General features: G+C 71.8%; 15 protein-coding genes. 9 read left to right on the top strand and 6 right to left on the bottom strand.

Translation table 11 applies throughout. From position 1 onward, the window contains the following. Positions 1-23: 23 nt before the first annotated feature. From uvrC to whiA, 4 genes are read left to right on the top strand one after another with little or no spacing between them, the layout of a single operon-like run. Positions 24-1985 carry an excinuclease ABC subunit UvrC gene (gene uvrC / locus C2L59_RS39950; protein ID WP_103354769.1) on the top strand — a complete coding sequence of 654 codons (1962 nt, stop codon included), beginning with the start codon at positions 24-26 and terminating at the stop codon, positions 1983-1985. 41 nt (positions 1986-2026) lie between these two features. Further along, positions 2027-2884: an RNase adapter RapZ gene (gene rapZ / locus C2L59_RS39945; protein WP_103354845.1), complete on the top strand. Its 858-nt coding sequence runs from the start codon at positions 2027-2029 to the stop codon at positions 2882-2884. A 1-nt stretch (position 2885) separates the two neighbouring features. Then, positions 2886-3872 (top strand): uridine diphosphate-N-acetylglucosamine-binding protein YvcK, encoded by a 987-nt coding sequence (yvcK, locus tag C2L59_RS39940; protein ID WP_103354768.1) that lies wholly within the window; start codon positions 2886-2888, stop codon positions 3870-3872. Continuing rightward, positions 3872-4864 carry a DNA-binding protein WhiA gene (gene whiA / locus C2L59_RS39935; RefSeq protein WP_103354767.1) on the top strand — a complete coding sequence of 331 codons (993 nt, stop codon included), beginning with the start codon at positions 3872-3874 and terminating at the stop codon, positions 4862-4864. The genes yvcK and whiA overlap by 1 nt, the downstream gene beginning before the upstream one ends. A 4-nt stretch (positions 4865-4868) precedes the next feature. On the opposite strand, the gene C2L59_RS39930 is transcribed toward whiA, so the two are convergent. Continuing rightward, entirely contained in the window at positions 4869-5384 is a 516-nt protein-coding gene (locus C2L59_RS39930; protein ID WP_233223950.1) for a hypothetical protein, read from the bottom strand. 156 nt (positions 5385-5540) lie between these two features. Here C2L59_RS39930 and C2L59_RS39925 point away from each other — a divergent pair, with 156 nt between their 5' ends. Continuing rightward, positions 5541-6500 carry a glucosyl-3-phosphoglycerate synthase gene (locus tag C2L59_RS39925; protein ID WP_103354766.1) on the top strand — a complete coding sequence of 320 codons (960 nt, stop codon included), beginning with the start codon at positions 5541-5543 and terminating at the stop codon, positions 6498-6500. On the opposite strand, the gene C2L59_RS39920 is transcribed toward C2L59_RS39925, so the two are convergent. After that, positions 6450-7352 carry a sterol desaturase family protein gene (locus C2L59_RS39920; protein WP_103354765.1) on the bottom strand — a complete coding sequence of 301 codons (903 nt, stop codon included), beginning with the start codon at positions 7350-7352 and terminating at the stop codon, positions 6450-6452. The two genes, C2L59_RS39925 and C2L59_RS39920, sit on opposite strands and share 51 nt — an antisense overlap. Positions 7353-7421: 69 nt before the next feature. Here C2L59_RS39920 and C2L59_RS39915 point away from each other — a divergent pair, with 69 nt between their 5' ends. After that, complete coding sequence (locus C2L59_RS39915) at positions 7422-8030, top strand: TetR/AcrR family transcriptional regulator (protein WP_233223949.1); 609 nt, start codon at positions 7422-7424, stop codon at positions 8028-8030. Here C2L59_RS39915 and C2L59_RS39910 read toward each other — a convergent pair. Continuing rightward, positions 8005-9132 carry a hypothetical protein gene (locus C2L59_RS39910; protein WP_233223948.1) on the bottom strand — a complete coding sequence of 376 codons (1128 nt, stop codon included), beginning with the start codon at positions 9130-9132 and terminating at the stop codon, positions 8005-8007. The two genes, C2L59_RS39915 and C2L59_RS39910, sit on opposite strands and share 26 nt — an antisense overlap. 241 nt (positions 9133-9373) lie before the next feature. Here C2L59_RS39910 and C2L59_RS39905 point away from each other — a divergent pair, with 241 nt between their 5' ends. Then, positions 9374-9661 (top strand): hypothetical protein, encoded by a 288-nt coding sequence (locus C2L59_RS39905; RefSeq protein ID WP_233223947.1) that lies wholly within the window; start codon positions 9374-9376, stop codon positions 9659-9661. 49 nt (positions 9662-9710) lie between these two features. Here C2L59_RS39905 and C2L59_RS39900 read toward each other — a convergent pair whose 3' ends face one another. From C2L59_RS39900 to C2L59_RS39890, 3 genes are all read right to left on the bottom strand, one after another. Beyond that, on the bottom strand, positions 9711-12275 hold the full coding sequence (locus C2L59_RS39900) for a PQQ-dependent sugar dehydrogenase (RefSeq protein ID WP_103354761.1): 2565 nt from the start codon (positions 12273-12275) through the stop codon (positions 9711-9713). A gap of 201 nt (positions 12276-12476) precedes the next feature. Then, entirely contained in the window at positions 12477-13310 is an 834-nt protein-coding gene (locus C2L59_RS39895) for a coproporphyrinogen III oxidase (protein WP_103354760.1), read from the bottom strand. Between the two features lie 38 nt (positions 13311-13348). Beyond that, the gene (locus tag C2L59_RS39890) at positions 13349-13786 is read right to left on the bottom strand and encodes a PPOX class F420-dependent oxidoreductase (RefSeq protein ID WP_103354759.1); all 438 of its coding nucleotides are present in this window, start codon (positions 13784-13786) and stop codon (positions 13349-13351) included. Positions 13787-13926: 140 nt separating this feature from the next. Here C2L59_RS39890 and C2L59_RS39885 point away from each other — a divergent pair, with 140 nt between their 5' ends. Next, positions 13927-15387: a hypothetical protein gene (locus C2L59_RS39885; protein WP_103354758.1), complete on the top strand. Its 1461-nt coding sequence runs from the start codon at positions 13927-13929 to the stop codon at positions 15385-15387. Then, a complete protein-coding gene (locus tag C2L59_RS39880; RefSeq protein WP_003077197.1) occupies positions 15387-16187 on the top strand; it encodes a hypothetical protein in 801 nt (266 codons plus the stop codon). Before C2L59_RS39885 ends, C2L59_RS39880 begins: the two co-directional genes overlap by 1 nt. Positions 16188-16190: the final 3 nt, after the last annotated feature.

The following is a 16190-nucleotide window of genomic DNA, read 5'->3' as shown; positions in this document are numbered from 1 at the left end:
TGCCGCCCCATAGTCTGGACAACGTGGCTGACCCGACCACCTACCGTCCCTCGCCGGGGAGCATCCCGGATGCCCCTGGCGTGTACAAATTCCGTGACACGACCAAGCGGGTCATCTACGTCGGCAAGGCGAAGAGCCTCCGCAGCAGGCTGAACTCCTACTTCGCCGACCTCTCCGGCCTGCACCCGCGCACCCGCCAGATGGTCACCACGGCGGCGAGCGTCGAGTGGACCGTCGTCACCACCGAGGTCGAAGCACTCCAGCTGGAGTACAACTGGATCAAGGAGTTCGACCCCCGGTTCAACGTCCGCTACCGCGACGACAAGAGCTACCCGGTGCTCGCGGTGACGCTGAACGAGGAGTTCCCGCGCCTGCACGTCTACCGCGGCGCCCGCAAGAAGGGCGTCCGGTACTTCGGCCCGTACGCGCACGCGTGGGCCATCCGCGAGACGCTCGACCTGCTGCTGCGCGTCTTCCCGGCGCGCACCTGCTCGGCCGGGGTGTTCCGCCGCCACGGCCAGATCGGCCGGCCCTGCCTGCTCGGCTACATCGACAAGTGCTCGGCGCCCTGCGTGGGCCGCGTCTCGGCCGACGAGCACCGCGACATCGTCGAGGATTTCTGCGACTTCCTGGCCGGCAAGACCGACGTCATGATCAAGCGGCTCGAAGCCGAGATGGCGGCCGCGTCCGGGGAGCTCGAGTTCGAGCGCGCCGCGCGGCTGCGCGACGACCTCGGCGCCCTGCGCCGGGCCATGGAGAAGCAGGCCGTGGTGCTCGGCGACGGCACGGACGCCGACGTCGTCGCGTTCGCCCACGACGAGCTCGAGGCCGCCGTCCAGGTCTTCCACGTGCGCGGCGGCCGGGTCCGCGGGCAGCGCGGCTGGGTGATCGACAAGGCCGAGGAGATGGACGTCCCGGCGCTGGTCGACCACTTCCTCACCCAGTTCTACGGCGACGAAGCCGACCTCGACGCGCGCGACGAGGTCGACTCCGGCCCGGTCGTCCCGCGCGAGGTCCTGGTGCCCGAGCTGCCCGCCGACGCCGAGGCGGTCGCGGAGTGGCTCACCGGCCTGCGCGGCTCGCGGGTCCAGCTGCGGGTGCCGCAGCGCGGCGACAAGAAGGCGCTGGCCGAGACCGTGCAGCGCAACGCCGGGGAGGCGTTCACCCAGCACAAGCTGCGCCGCGCCGGCGACCTCACCGCCCGCTCGGCGGCCCTCACCGAGCTGCAGGAGTTCCTGGCCCTCGACACCGCACCGCTGCGCATCGAGTGCATCGACATCAGCCACATCCAGGGCAGCGACGTCGTGGCGTCGCTCGTCGTGTTCGAGGACGGCCTCGCGCGCAAGTCCGAGTACCGGCGCTTCGCGCTGCGGGAGGCGGCCACGGAGGGCGACGTCGCCTCGATCGCCGAGGTCGTCCGGCGCCGGTTCTACCGCTACCTGAAGGAAACCGCCGAGGAGCCGGACTCGTCGAAGCCGGGGCTCGACCCGGAGACCGGACGGCCGAAGAAGTTCGCCTACCCGCCGAACCTGCTGGTCGTCGACGGCGCCGGGCCGCAGGCCACCGCGGCCGCGGACGTGCTGGCCGAGCTCGGCATCATCGACATCTCCGTGGTCGGGCTGGCCAAGCGGCTGGAGGAGGTCTGGCTGCCCGCCGACCCCGATCCGGTGATCCTGCCCCGGACGTCGGAGGCGCTGTACCTGCTGCAGCGGCTGCGTGACGAGGCCCACCGCTTCGCCATCGCCTACCACCGCGAGAAGCGCTCCAAGCGCCTGGTGACGTCCGAATTGGACAGTGTGCCCGGGCTGGGGCAGGCTCGCCGCACCGCGCTGATCAAGCACTTCGGTTCGGTGAAGAAGCTCAAGCAGGCCAGGATCGAGGAGATCGAGGCGGTGCCCGGCTTCGGCAGGCGCACCGCGGAGGCCGTGGTCGCCGCGCTGGCCGGGGAGTCCGGCGCGAGCAACGGCACAGGAGCAGGGGAGTAGGAAAGACAGTGAGTGCGCAAGAAGAGATCCGCGGGTCCGGCATGGAGGTCGCGGTCGTGTCCGGGCTCTCCGGCGCCGGCCGCAGCACCGCGGCCAAGTGCCTGGAGGACCTGGGCTGGTTCGTCGTCGACAACCTGCCCCCGGAGCTGATCGCCACCATGGTCGAGCTGGGCGCGCAGGCGCGCGGCGCGATCACGAAGGTGGCCGTCGTGATGGACGTGCGCTCGCGCGCCTTCACCGACGACCTGGCCTCGGTGATCAAGGACCTCGACGCCCGCGGCTACAAGCCGCGCGTGCTGTTCCTGGAGGCCACCGACGCGGTGCTGGTGCGGCGCTTCGAGGCCGTCCGCCGCGGGCACCCGATGCAGGGCGACGGCCGGCTCGCCGACGGCATCACCGCGGAGCGGACGCTGCTGGAGCCGCTGCGCGAAGAGGCCGACCTGGTGCTCGACACGTCGTCGCTCTCGGTGCACGACCTGCGGGCCAAGATCGAGGACGCGTTCGGCTCCGAGGCCGGCACGCAGACCCGGGTCACCGTGCTGTCCTTCGGCTACAAGTACGGCCTGCCGATGGACGCCGACCTGGTGATGGACGTCCGGTTCCTGCCCAACCCGTTCTGGATCCCGGAGCTGCGCGAGCACACCGGCCTCGACGGCGAGGTCCGCAACTACGTCCTCTCGCAGGAGGGGGCCGAGGAGTTCCTCGACCGCTACCACCAGCTGCTGCGGCTGATCGGCGCCGGCTACAAGCGCGAGGGCAAGCGGTACCTGACGCTGGCCGTCGGCTGCACCGGCGGCAAGCACCGCAGCGTGGCGCTGTCCGTGGAGCTCGCCCAGCGTCTGTCCAAAGAGGACGGAATGGCCGTGAAGGTGGTGCACCGCGACCTTGGTCGTGAATAACGTGCGCGTGGTCGCCCTCGGGGGCGGCCACGGGCTGCACGCCACGTTGTCCGCGGTGCGGCGGGTGACCCCCGACGTCACCGCGGTGGTGACCGTGGCCGACGACGGCGGATCGTCCGGCCGGCTGCGGCGCGAACTCGGCCTGCTGCCCCCGGGTGACCTGCGGCAGGCGTTCGCCGCCTTCGCCGCGGAGGACGGCGGCACGCTGTGGGCCGAGGTCTTCCAGCACCGCTTCGGCGGCGACGGCGCCTTGGCCGGCCACGCGGTGGGAAACCTGCTGCTGGCCGGGCTCTTCGAGGTGCTCGGCGACCCGGTCGCCGCGCTCGACGAAGCGTGCCGCCTGATGGGCGTCTCGGGCCGCGTGCTGCCGATGTCGCCGGAACCCCTGGAGATCGAGGGGCAGGTCAGCGGCCTCGACAGCGAGGACCCTTCGGCGCTGCGCACGATCCGCGGCCAGGTTGCGGTGGCCACCACCCCGGGTCAGGTGCGGCGCGTCAGCCTGCGCTCGCCGGGCCGCGCCGGGCGCCCGCCGCTGGCGTGCGAGGAAGCCGTGGAAGCGGTGCTGAACGCCGACGTCGTCTTCCTCGGGCCGGGTTCGTGGTTCACCAGCGTGCTGCCGCACCTGCTCGTACCGGGGCTGCGCGACGCGCTGGTGCGGACGGCCGCGACGAAGGTGCTCGTGCTCAACCTTGTCCCCCAGCCGGGGGAAACCGCGGGATTCTCGCCGGAGCGCCACCTCGACGTACTCTTCGAGCACGCGCCCGATCTCCGGGTCGACGCGGTGATCGCGGACCGCGATTCCGTGCCCGACCCGGCGAATCTCCGCCGCGCGGCGGAACGGCTCGGCGGCCGGGCGCACCTGGGGGCGGTCGCGGACCCCGGAGTACCGGGACGGCATGATCCTGATGCGCTCGCGTTGTGCATGCGGGAGGCTCTCGGTCTCGGCGGGGAGCACGGGGGAGGAGCGAAAGGCAGGGAGGGGCAGTAATGGCGATGACCGCCGCGGTGAAGGACGAGCTGAGCCGGCTGGAGATCACGAAGATCGGGCCGCGCCGGGCGGAGGTCGCGTCGCTGCTTCGCTTCGCCGGCGGGCTGCACATCGTGGCCGGCCGGGTGGTCGTGGAGGCGGAGCTCGACACGGGCTCGGTCGCGCGACGGCTGCGCAAGGAGATCCACGAGCTGTACGGCCACCATTCGGACGTCCACGTGATCACCGCCAGCGGCGGGCTGCGCAAGGGCACCCGGTACGTCGTGCGCGTGGTGAAGGACGGTGAGGGCCTGGCCCGCCAGACCGGGCTGATCGACCAGCGCGGCCGCCCGGTGCGCGGGCTGCCCGCGGCCGTGGTGAGCGGGGGAGTGGCCGACGCGGAAGCGGCGTGGCGGGGCGCGTTCCTCGCGCACGGCTCGCTGACGGAACCGGGCCGCTCGTCGTCGCTCGAGGTGACGTGCCCGGGCCCGGAAGCGGCCTTGGCGCTGGTGGGTGCGGCGCGCCGGATGGGCATCCAGGCGAAGTCCCGCGAGGTCCGCGGGGCGGACCGGGTGGTGGTCCGCGACGGCGACGCGATCGGCGCGCTGCTGACCCGCCTGGGCGCGCACGCGAGCGTCCTGCAGTGGGAAGAGCGCCGGATGCGCCGCGAGGTCCGCGCGACGGCGAACCGCCTGGCCAACTTCGACGACGCGAACCTGCGCCGCTCGGCCCGCGCGGCGGTGGCCGCGGCGGCCCGCGTGGAGCGCGCGCTGGAGATCCTCGGCGAAACGGCCCCGGACCACCTCCTGGCGGCGGGCCGGCTGCGGCTGTCGAACCGGCAGGCGTCCCTGGAGGAGCTGGGCCAGCTGTCGGACCCCCAGATGACGAAGGACGCGGTGGCCGGCCGCATCCGGCGTCTGCTGGCGATGGCGGACAAGCGGGCCAAGGACCTGAACATCCCGGACACCGAGTCCGCGGTCACCCCGGAGATGCTGGAAGAGGAAGACGCCTGACGGCTCAGCGGTCGGGGCCGTGGTTCGGGCATTCGGCCTCGTGCTTCGCCTTCCAAGCCGCGTGCATCGACTCCTGCTGCCGTTCGAACTTGGCGTCGCGGCGCGCTTGCCACGGCGAGCGGGCCAGGCGCCGGGTGACCAGCAGCTGATGGGGCGCGTAGTCGTCGCCGCTGTCGGCGACCTCGAGCCCGGCGGCGGTGAGGATCTTGCGCATCGCCTCGGCCATCGCCTCGCCGATCGCGACCGCCAGCGCGCCGAACGCGGCGCATTCGGCGCCTTCCTGGAGCGGGTCTTCGGCCCACGCCTCTTGGCTGGCGTCCCAGAAGACGGCGTGCTCCTGCCAGTCGACCGTCACGCCGCGAAGCTCCGGCACGTCGGCGTGCACGACGGCCCCGACCGAGCCGATCGGATCGTTGCCGGACAGGACCGGCAGTCCGGCCGCCATCAGCTCCGCCTGGACGGTGGTGGCGAGAACGTCCAGGCGGAACCGCCGGTCCTTGTCGTCGTCCGCAGTCGTCATATGTCCCCCTTCGGTGCCCGAAGCGTAGCGCTGCGCCGGTTTCCGTTCGCCGCGTTAACGCGGACCGTCATCTCGTAACACCCCGGTAGCACCGCGGACCGGGCGCCGAAACGCGGGACCGCGAACCTCGGAAGCGAACGAGGGAAGGGGAAACGCATGCTGCAGGTTTCGCCGGAAATCGGCACCTGGCTCACCCGGCGCAGCAGCAAGGCCGGGGACTGGACCACCGCGGAGCTCGTCGCGGCCAAACGCGGGACCACGGTGTCCGTGGTCATCCCGGCCCGCAACGAGGAAGCCACCGTCGGCGCGATCGTCAAGGCGATCCGCGACGAGCTGCAGGGCGTGCTCGTCGACGAGATCCTCGTCGTCGACAGCCGGTCCACCGACGCCACCGCCGAAGTGGCCGCCGCCGCGGGGGCGGCCGTCGTGGCGCAGGACGCCGTCTTCCCCGAACTCGGCGGGCTGGCCGGCAAGGGCGAAGCGCTGTGGAAGGGCGTCGCGGCGACGAGCGGCGACCTCGTCGTCTTCGTCGACGGCGACCTGTACGACTTCACCACGGACTACGTCACCGGGCTGCTCGGGCCGCTGCTCACCGATCCGTCGGTCGCCTACGTCAAGGGGTTCTACCACCGCCCGCTCGGCACCGAGGCGGACGGCGGCGGCCGCGTCACCGAACTCGTCGCCCGCCCGCTGCTCAACATGTTCTGGCCGGAGCTGGCCGGGTTCGTCCAGCCACTGGCCGGGGAGTACGCGGGCCGCCGCGAAGTGCTGGAAAGCATCCCGTTCGTCGCGAACTACGGCGTCGAGGTCGGGCACCTCATCGACCTGCTGGAGCTGCGCGGCCTCGACGCCCTCGCCCAGGTCGACCTGGGCCACCGCGCGCACCGCCACCAGAGCACCCAGGCGCTGGGCCGCATGTCCGGCCAGATCATGCAGACGCTCTTCGACCGGCTGGAACGCCACGGCCGCCTGGTGACCGCGGCCCCACCGGCCACGCTGCTGGCGCAGTTCCGCCGCGGCACGTCACCGGGTGTCGAGCGGGAGATCGTGCTGACGGACCTGACCTCACCGCAGCGCCCGCCCCTGGACAGCCTCGCCCTGCGGGACATCGCGTAGCTCGCGGCGGGGCTGCCACCCGGGCGGCCCGACCACGTACCCGGCGCGCTCCCGCCAGGTCCGCGCCCCGCGCAGGTCGCGCAGGATCGAGCCGTACTCGTGGAAGCCCACCTTCAGCAGGTTGTACGTGCCGATGTTCTTCGTCAGCCCGTACGTCGGACGGCGGCCTTCGGGGACGAAACTGCCGAACATCCGGTCCCAGACGATCAGGATGCCGCCGTAGTTCGCGTCGAGGTACTCCGCATCACTGCCGTGGTGGACGCGGTGGTGGGAGGGAGTGTTGAAGACGTACTCGAACCAGCGCGGGAGCTTGCCGACCTTCTCCGTGTGCACGAAGAACTGGTACACCAGGTCGATCGACAGGCCCGTCAGGATCATCCACGGCGGGATGCCGCACAGGGCCAGCACCGACCAGAACGGCAGCTGGAAGTACGGCGTCCACTTCTGGCGCAGGGCCGTCGAAAAGTTGTAGTGCTCGCTCGAGTGGTGCACCTGGTGGCCGGCCCACAGCAGGCGCACGCGGTGGCTGGCGCGGTGGTAGGCGTAGAACACCAGCTCCTGGCCGAGCAGCATCAGCACCCACGTCCACCAGTCGCGCGGGTCGAAGCGGACCGGGGCCAGCTCGAACAGCGCCGCGAAGATCACCAGCATCACCAGCCGGAACAGCGCGTTGATCCCGACCGCGACCGTGCCCATCAGCATGCTCGTGCGGGTGTCCGCGACGCGGTAGCCGACCACGTTGTCGTCGTGGCCGAGCACGTGCACGGCGATGATCTCGATCGTCACGAACAGCAGGAACACCGGCACCGCGAACAGCACCGGGTCGCGCAGGTGCGCCAGAAACTCGGCCACGTTGCCTCCTCCATCTGACCGGGCAGTAACTTACCCAAGGGTCACTTTACGCACGGTAGGCTCTCGCCCGTGACGGAGTCAAGGCCGGTCGGGACCAAGGGGATGCCCCGGGAAGAGCGCGAGGCGCAGCTCGTCGTGGCCGGTACCGAGGAGTTCGGCCGGGCCGGCTACACGGGTGCGTCGATGGTCGAGATCGCGCGCCGGGTCGGGGTCACCAAGCCGCTGCTGTACCAGTACTTCGGCTCGAAGGACGGGCTCTACCTGGCCTGCCTGCACCGCGCGGGCGACCGGCTCACCGAGGGGGTCGCGACGACCATGGCCACCGGGGGCGAGCCCGAGCAGATGCCGCTGAAGGTCCTGGCCGCGATCTTCACGACGTTCGACCACGACCGCTACGCGTGGCGCCTCCTGCGCGACCCGACGGTGCCGGCCACCGGCGACATCGCCGCCGCGGCCGCGGACTACCGCCGTCGCCTCGACGCCTTCGCGGTGCTCGGGGCCACGCAGCTGCTGACGTCCCGCGGCCTGGCCGACCCGGTCGACATCGAGGCCGTCGCGCAGGTCTGGACGGGCGTCGTCGACTCGTTGATCAGCTGGTGGATCGACCGCCCGGACGAGGACGCCGGAGCCATGACGGCCCGTTGCGCCCGGATCATGGGCGGCCTGTTCGGCTGGTGAGCTCCGCCAGCGCCGCGCGCACCTGCGCCAGGAGCTCCGGCCGGTCGCCGGCGTAGGTGTGTCCCGCCGCCGACAACGCCTGGCCCAGCGCCTCCGACTCGTCTTCGTGCGCCGCGGCGAAAAGCGCCGGGAACGCCATGGCCTGCTGCAACGCGTTGTCGTGCCGGCCGTCCGGGGTGCGCACGAGCGTGTGCGGCACCGCCGGGTCCGACAGGAGCCGGTTCCACGCCGCGGTCCAGTCGTCGAACGGCGGCGGGAGCGGAAGTCCCCGGTCCAGCGCGCGCAAGCCGTCCGCGATCCAGCCGACACCGTCGAGCTGCGCCCGTTCGAACGCGAGGTGGGCCACCCGCCGGGCGAGCGCGCGCCGGACATCCGGTCCGGCGGCGATCGCGGCGGCCACCAGCTCCCGGTCGGCCTTCGCGAACTCCCGCAGGGAACCCCGCGGCAGGTCCAGGATCGCCGCGTCCGGCAGCACGCCACCCCATTCCCGAAGCAGCTGCTCGTGCCGCGCCTTCGCCCGGGCCTCCTCCTCGGCTCGCTGCCGCGCCTCTCGCCGGGCGGCGAGTTCGGCCTCGGTCGGCGGTGGCGGCAGGTCCCGCGCGAACCCGTGCCAGTACGCCGCGATCGCGCTCGTTTCGCGCACGACGACGTCGGCGGACGGCGGCCCGGGCCAGAACTGCAGCAGGTAGCTGTCCTGGCGGGGCTCGCCGCCGAGCCGGGTGTCGCGCGCGCGGCCCGCGTCCATCGCCGTTCCGCTGTAGCGGACGCGGTAGCCGCCCGGGGGCAGCTCGAGGTCCCACCAGTCCTCGCCGCCCCAGGTGACCAGCACCGTGCGGCCTTCGGCGTGGAACGAGACCTCGACGACGTCCTCCCCGCCGGCGTCCGGCGGCCCGGCTTCGTGCACCTCGACGGTGAAGCCGACATCGCCGGTGTGCAACCCGGTGATGAGGAACAGGTGCCCGGGCACGGCGGCGCCGCACAGCCCGTTGCGCTGCCCGGTGAAGCACGCGGCCAGGTCGCCCTCGAACGGCGCGCCGCGCTCGTCGTGGACGTAGATCTGTCCATAGTGGACGTGGACGTCGCCGGCGAGCACGGTGCGCATGCCGGCCAGCATGGCAGAGCCCACCGACAGTTTCGGTTCGCCCTTTTTGTCCGCTTCAGGGCGACGGAGAGTGCGTCCCGGCGATGGGATCCTCGAACGGCGTAGCGAAATCGGCCCCGTTCGCGATTAATCAGGGAAGCCGTTCGTCGAGAGGTGTCCCATGCCCGAACCAGCCGCATCCATCCCGGCCGATCCCCGGCTCGCCGCGCGGTTTACCGAGGATTTGCTCGACGGATGCCGGGTGTTGGCGAAGGATTACGGGTACCGGCCCGCGCAGTTCGAACGCATGGTGCGCGAACACGGCGGTGTCGAGGCGGCCCGCCTGCTCCTGCGCGGGGCGGGCACCGCGGGCGGGTTCACCGTGCTCTGGGAGAAGAACCAGCTCGGCCGCAGCTCCGAGGCGGTCATGCTCCGCGAGGAGTACGCCGAGCTGTTCACCCCCGACGAGCTCCTGCTGGCCCGCCGCCGGCTGGAGGAACACGGCTTCGACGTCGACGCCCACCTGCGGCGGATCGCCGAACCCGGGTGAGGTGCGGCAGGGGTGACCGGCGCCGCTCCGGTCACCCCTGCCGCGGCTTTCAGGCGGCCGCGCTGGACTTGCCGCGCAGCACCACGCTCGCCGTCGCCGCGCCCTTGATCGCCGTTTCGACCTGGGCCATCGTCGAGGACGACGTCAGGCCGGGGACGGTCGCGGTGTTCAGGGCATAGAGCGTGAACGTGTACGGATGGCTCGAGCCGCCCGGGCAGGGACCGAAGAACTTCTGCGCGTTCGCCCCGCTGCCCATCGCCTTCTGCTTCGCGCCGCCCTGGTCCGGGACGGTGTACCCGGCGCCGAGGCCCTCCGGCAGGGAGCGGGCCGACGCCGGGACGTCCCAGATCGCCCAGTGCAGCTTGTTCCCGCTGTTGGCGACGTCGGCGAACACGACGGCGTAGCCCTTCGCACCGTCGGCGGCGCCCCACGCCAGCGGCGGCGACGGGTCCTGGCCCGCCGTGCCGTCCCCGGCGCAGGTGTACTTGTCCGGGATGGTCGCGTTGTCGGCGAAGGCGGAGCTGGCCAGCTTGAAGCCGCCCGGCGTGCTGCCGCCGGGGAACTTCAGCCGGACGATCACGTTGTCCAGCACCGAGGGCGTGCCGCCGTTCTTGTCGTTGTTCGTCGAGGTCAGCCAGAGCCCGCCGTCGGGGGTCTTCGTGACCGAGCGCAGCCGGCCCCAGCGGCCGGAGAACAGGGTCGACACCGTGCCGATGCCGGTGCCCGCCGCGTTGATCCGGGTGGCGAACATCTGCTGACCGGTCACGCCGGCGATGTAGATCCAGTCGTTGACGATCTCCAGCCCGCTCGGCCCGGCCTGGGACGTGGGCCAGGTCTTCTTCGGGGCGATGAAGCCGCTGCAGCTGCCCTGCGTGCCTTCGCAGCTCGGCCAGCCGAAGTTGCCGCCCTTCTGGATCAGGTTGAGCTCGTCCTGGCTGCTCTCGCCGAACTCCGCCGCCCACAGCTGGCCGCGCGAGTCCCAGGCCAGGCCCTGCGGGTTGCGGTGGCCGTAGCTCCAGACGTACCGGGCGTTGCCGCCGGTGGCGTGGAACGGGTTGTCGGACGGCGCCGAGCCGTCGGGGTTGAGCCGCAGGATCTTGCCGTTGAGCGAGCTCTTGTTCTGCGCGTTGTCGCTGTTCTTGGCGTCGCCGACGGTGGCGTACAGCTTGCCGTCCGGGCCGAACTTGATCCGGCCGCCGTTGTGGTAGCGGTTCTTCGCGATCCCGGTCAGCACCGGGGTCGACGTCGAGGACAGCGTGGTGCCGTCGTAGGTCATCTTCACGATCCGGTTGTCGCCGGAGGCCGTGTGGTAGAGGTAGATCGCGTGGTCGGCCGCCCAGTTCGGCGAGATCGCCAGGCCGAGGAGGCCGCCTTCGCCGCTGGTCGTGACCACGCCCGGCACCTTGCCCAGGGTCGTCTTCTGCCCGGACGGCGTCACCAGCAGGACCTCGAACCGGTCCCGCTCGGTCACCAGCGCGTTGCCTCCGGGGAGGAAGTCCACCGACCAGCCGAGGTCGACCTTCGCGATGTCCTTGTCGTACTCCGGGATGCCGCCGGCGCCGCCCGGGGCGCTGGTTTTCGCGGTGACCGCGGTGCTCGCCGCCGAGCTGTTGCCGTCGGGGTCGCGGGCCTTGACGGTGAAGGTGTAGGAGGTGTTCGCGCTCAGGCCGGTGACCGTGGTGCCGAGCGACGTCGTGGTGGCCACCTTCGCGGTGCCCTGGAAGACGTCGTAGCCCGCGATCGTGCCGCTGTTGTCCGTGGCGGCGTTCCAGGCCAGGGACACGCTGTTCGCGGTGACGCCGGTGGTGCGCAGGTTGCCGGGCACGGTGGGCGGGGTCGTGTCGTTGCTCGGCGGCGTGGTGAAGGTGACCACGTTGCTCTGCTGCGACGGGTTGCCGGCGGCGTCGTACGCGCCGACGGAGATGTCGTAGGCCGTGTTCGGGGTCAGGTTGTCGACGGTCGCGCTCGTGGTGTTCCCGTCGACGGTCTTGAGGATGTTGCCGCCGCGGTTGATCTCGTAGCGCACGACGCCAACGTTGTCCGTCGCGGCGGTCCAGGAGAAGGTGGCCGCGGTGGGGAGGATGTCGCTCGCCTTGAGGTTCGACGGCGGCGACGGCGGCTCGCCGTCGGTGGGCGCGGTGAAGGTGTCGGTGAGCTTGTCGGCGTTCGGGCCGCCGTTGGCGGTGGTCGCGGTGGTGCGGACCTTGTTGACGCCGGCGGTGAGCTGGACGGTCGCGGTGACGGTCTTCCAGGTGGTCCACGCGCCGGTGCCGGGGAAGTCGACGGTGCCCTTGTCACCGCCGTCGACGGTCAGCTTCACCGGCCGGTTGTCGGTGGTTCCGTTGGCGTAGCGAAAGGTCAGGGTGTGCGTGCCCGCCTGGGCCGCGTTCACGGAGTATTCGACGTAGCTGCCGGCGACGTTGTCGAAGTTGACGAAGCCGCTGCCGCTGTAGCCGGCGTGGTTCGACTCGACCGCGCCCTGGACGATCGTGGCGTTTTCGGACTCGTAGTCGGTGTCGGCGGCGAAAGCGCTTACCGGGCTGACGACGGTGAGGCCGAGCGCCGCGACGGCGGTACCGGCCAGTACCGCGCGCCACGGTGGACGGGGTGCCACTGGGAGCCTCCTGCGTTGTCGGGGGACAGGGGGTGACCGGGGCGGAATGGGTCGGCGGACCACCGGCGGCAATAGTTAGGAAAGTTTCCTATCTATGGGACAGATCACACACCTCGGAGCGGGCCCTGTCAATAGTCCACCCGACGGCTCACCCGGCGTGCCAACGGTTTCCCGCTCACCGGGGCGCCGCGCGCTCGGCCGTCAGCCGGCCGTCACCGGGGCTTCGGCCGCCCAGTCGCGCGGGATCAGGAACGATGCCAGTTCCGCCTCCGCGCTGCCCGGCTCGGGCGTGAACTCCGCTTCCCACCTCGCCAGCGGCGGCAACGCCATCAGGATCGCGTCGGCGTCGGCCTGGACCGCGGTCGCCGCGTCGTGGACGAGGGTGAACTCCACGTACCGGCCGCGGCGGTACAGCTGCCACTGCCGCTCGCGTTCGCCGTACTCCATGTCCTTGCGCCGGCGCACGATCGGGAAGTACGCCGGGGCGATCGCGGCGATGCCCGCCGCGGTGAAGGCCGCCGAACGCCGCCAGCCGTCCGGGCCGGGGAGGCGGAGGTGGTCGAACGCGATGCCGCCGATGCCACGGGCCTCGTCGCGGTGCGGGAGCCGGAAGCGGTCGTCGCAGGCGCGTTTCGCCTGGGCGTGGAAGGCCGGGTCGAGCGTGTCGCAGTGGTTCTTGAGCACGCGGTGGAAGTGCGTCGCGTCCGCGGCGAAGCCGTAGCACGGGAGGAGGTCGACGCTGCCGCCGAACCCCCACCCCTCCGCCGTCTCCCGGTAGCGGAAGTGCGCCTGGAACGCCGGGACGTACGGGTTGCGCGGGTGGAGCACGACCGAGAGCCCGGCCGCGAAGACCTCGTCCGAGAAGGCCGCGCTGACGACCGCCCGCTCGAAGACGTCCCCGTTCTCCAGCCGCCGCGTGCGCCCGGACCGGCCGAACCGGGCGCCACCGTCGAGCCGTTCCAGCTCGGCCACCAGCTCCCGCTGACCCGCGCTGACGATCGCCCTGGCGGCGTCGCGTCTGTCCCCTGAAGGCATACCCCCACCCCCGGGGCCAGATTACCAGCGAACCGGGCTCAGCCGGCGATGTCGGCCCGCGCGATCACCTTGGTGATCTTCGCCCGGACGAGCGATTCCTCCGGCACGGCGTTGCGCTTGCCGTACTCCTCGCCGCGCTCGGCGCCCATGTACCGCGCGCCCAGCTTGGTCGCCCACGTGAGCATGTCGTCGAGGTCGTGGGTCAGCCGGGCCTCGGCGGTGAACTGGACGTACGAATACGGCGGCCGCTGGTCGTCGACGGCCAGGGAGATGCGGCCGTCGCGAGCGATGGCCTTGCCCTTGAGCGTCCCGGTGCCGGTGGTGAAGATCAGCTCGTCGCCGTCCGGGCCCTCGTTCAGCAGGAACCAGATCGGGGTGACGATCGGGGCGCCGTTGGCCCTGACCAGGCCGAGCATGCCCGTCCGCGTCCCGGAGGAGGCGAACTGCCACCACTCGTCACGACTCATCTCACGCATAGGTAGGGACGTTAATGCAAACACTGCGGCGCGTCAGCGCCACCTTCGAGGGTGGTGGTGGGGGCATGGATGGAGTCACCCGGGCGTGTGCAGAGGGTGGCCGACTAGCCTGGCCTGCTGTGCGAGACGACGACACCGGGATGACGGGCCTGGCCGACGAGGGGCTGACGCGCCGCCTCAAGGCGCTGGCCTGCACCGCGCCGCTGCACGACCTCGACGCGCGGAAGGCGAAGCTCGACTGGGCCGACGCCACGACCTACCAGATGGCCGAGATCGCGCTGCACACGATCGACCAGGTCACCATCGCGATGGACTTCGACACCGGCGCCGGCCACGACGAGGTCATCGACCGGCTGCTGCCGTTCATCGCCCAGCAGGCGCCGTCGCGGATGCCCGAAGAGCACGTCCGGGTGGCCAAGTGGGTCCTGGACAACCTGATCAACGTCGGCACCACCGACCGCGGCTTCCGGCGCGTCTACGGCTCGATCGGCCCCGGCGGCTACCAGCGGCGCCAGTTCGACTTCAAGCTGCTCGTCGAGCTGGCCGCCCGCGACGGCGAGGTCTACCTGCGCGCCACCGACGAGGCCATCAACGTCCTGGTCGGCGCGCTCGACACCGACGTCGAGTCCGCGCAGATCGCCGCCGAGGTCAAGCTCGAGAACCTGATCAACCGCGGCCGGCTCGCCGACGCCAAGCTCGCCGCCGAACAGGCCCGCTACCGGACTGTCCAGTACGGCGAGACGCTGCGCGCGAAGCTCGACGCGACCCGCCGGGACGTCCGCTCGGTCGACTGGGAACGCGAGGTCCCGGAGCTCCTCGACAGCGCCCTCAGCCACATCGAGGCCCGCTTCCGCGCCGAGAACGCCATCCTCAAGAACATCACCACGGCCCGCGACGAAACCGAGGACCTGGACCGCAAGCGCCGCGCGGCCGAGCTCGTCGACATCGTCGGCGACTGCATCCGGCGGCACACACGCCTGCAGTCGAGGCTGGCCGACGCGGGCGCGGTGTTCCGCGCCGAACAGGACCGCCAGCAGTTCTCCGGCCCACCGCAGCGCGCCACGATCGACCTCTTCGGCCAGCTCCTCGTGCCCACCCTCGGCCTGCCGCTGGCCGACGCCGTCGCCCCGGCCGAGCACTTCTTCCACGCCGCCGCCGGCATCACCGCACCCGTGGTGCCGTCACTGTCGTCCCTGGTCTCGCTGCTCCTGCGGCCCGCGCCCGAACGCGACCAGCTTGTGGGGGAGATCCCGGAACCGGAACTCATGCCCGCCGAAACAACAGATCGCTTCGGCGACGACGTCTGGCGGCGCGCCGACGAACTCCTCGACCTGCCCGAGGTGCCGCGGCGGCTGTCGGGGCTGCTCGAAGAGGCCCGCCGCAGCCGCCAGCCCGGGCTCGCCGCCCTGGTCGCGCTGCGCGCGGTCCACGCCTACAGTCCCGGGATCGGCGCGGCCCGCCGCCAGGGCGACCGGTCGGTCCTGCTCGCCGTCGACGACGGCACCCCGCTCGACGACCCGGAGTTCGGCGGCGCCGACCTGCTGCTGTCCACGGCCGCCGTCGAGCGCGCCGGCGAAGAGGAAAACGAGGAGGTCGCGTAATGGCGCTGTCCCACAGCAGCGTGGACGCCGAGGCCGCGGCCCGGCTCGTCGCCTTCGGCATGCGGCCGAAGCAGCTGCCCGCGCGTGACGTCGTCTACGGCGACCTCGTCCGCCGCTACGGCGAGGACAACGCGTTCAAAGCGCTCACACACGCCGTCGCGGCCGGGCTCGGGCTGATGGTCCTGGAGGTCAACCAGCAGGCCGGCGCGGTGCTGGCGGCCACCGACGAGTCCGTCTTCGAGATCAAGATGGACTCCTACGCCCGCCAGGCCAAGATCCGCGAGCGCCGCGAGACCGAAAAGGTGCTGCACGGCCTGATCCACCTCGCCACCGCGGCCCTGGGCTACCCGCGGCCCGACGACCTCGCCAACGACACCTACATCGGCCGCGTCAGCGTCGAGCAGGTCGACGCGATGGTCCGCGAAGCCGCCCGCATGCTCGACGAACGCGCGGCGGCGGCCGAGGCCAACAACGACCCGCTGGCCGACGCGCCCGAGCTGGAACAGGCGTGGCGCGCGTACGCCCGCCGTCCCGCCGCGGCCGCCACCAAGGACGGCCGGCTGGCCGCCGACACCACCCGCGGCATGGTCAGCCGCGCCCTGCGCTTCCTCGCCGACCAGGGGTTCCTGGTCCCGGTGAGCGACGAGCAGGGCGGCACCTACCGGACCACGCCGCGCTACCAGATCCAGGTCCGCGAGCTCGCCGCGGACGCCGCCTTCGACGACCTGCTCGCGCTCGACGTCGTCGCGGTCGCGAACGCCGGGGGCACGCTGCGCGCAGCCGCCTCGGACACGCTCTAAGAG

Origin of the sequence: Amycolatopsis sp. CA-128772, assembly GCF_002904295.1 — a bacterium.
Lineage (GTDB): Bacteria > Actinomycetota > Actinomycetes > Mycobacteriales > Pseudonocardiaceae > Amycolatopsis.
The sequence above is the reverse complement of the archived record's forward strand: the minus strand, read 5'-3'. Positions and strand labels throughout refer to the sequence as shown.

What these genes read in the sequence shown, in the direction of transcription:
- C2L59_RS39880 (WP_003077197.1), top strand. Translation starts at nt 15,387, where the DNA reads ATGGCGCTGTCCCACAGCAGCGTGGACGCCGAGGCCGCGGCCCGGCTC.
- C2L59_RS39895 (WP_103354760.1), bottom strand. Translation starts at nt 13,310, where the DNA reads ATGCCTTCAGGGGACAGACGCGACGCCGCCAGGGCGATCGTCAGCGCG.
- rapZ (WP_103354845.1), top strand. Translation starts at nt 2,027, where the DNA reads ATGGAGGTCGCGGTCGTGTCCGGGCTCTCCGGCGCCGGCCGCAGCACC.
- C2L59_RS39910 (WP_233223948.1), bottom strand. Translation starts at nt 9,132, where the DNA reads ATGCGCACCGTGCTCGCCGGCGACGTCCACGTCCACTATGGACAGATC.
- C2L59_RS39885 (WP_103354758.1), top strand. Translation starts at nt 13,927, where the DNA reads ATGACGGGCCTGGCCGACGAGGGGCTGACGCGCCGCCTCAAGGCGCTG.
- C2L59_RS39930 (WP_233223950.1), bottom strand. Translation starts at nt 5,384, where the DNA reads ATGACGACTGCGGACGACGACAAGGACCGGCGGTTCCGCCTGGACGTT.
- C2L59_RS39890 (WP_103354759.1), bottom strand. Translation starts at nt 13,786, where the DNA reads ATGCGTGAGATGAGTCGTGACGAGTGGTGGCAGTTCGCCTCCTCCGGG.
- whiA (WP_103354767.1), top strand. Translation starts at nt 3,872, where the DNA reads ATGGCGATGACCGCCGCGGTGAAGGACGAGCTGAGCCGGCTGGAGATC.
- C2L59_RS39925 (WP_103354766.1), top strand. Translation starts at nt 5,541, where the DNA reads ATGCTGCAGGTTTCGCCGGAAATCGGCACCTGGCTCACCCGGCGCAGC.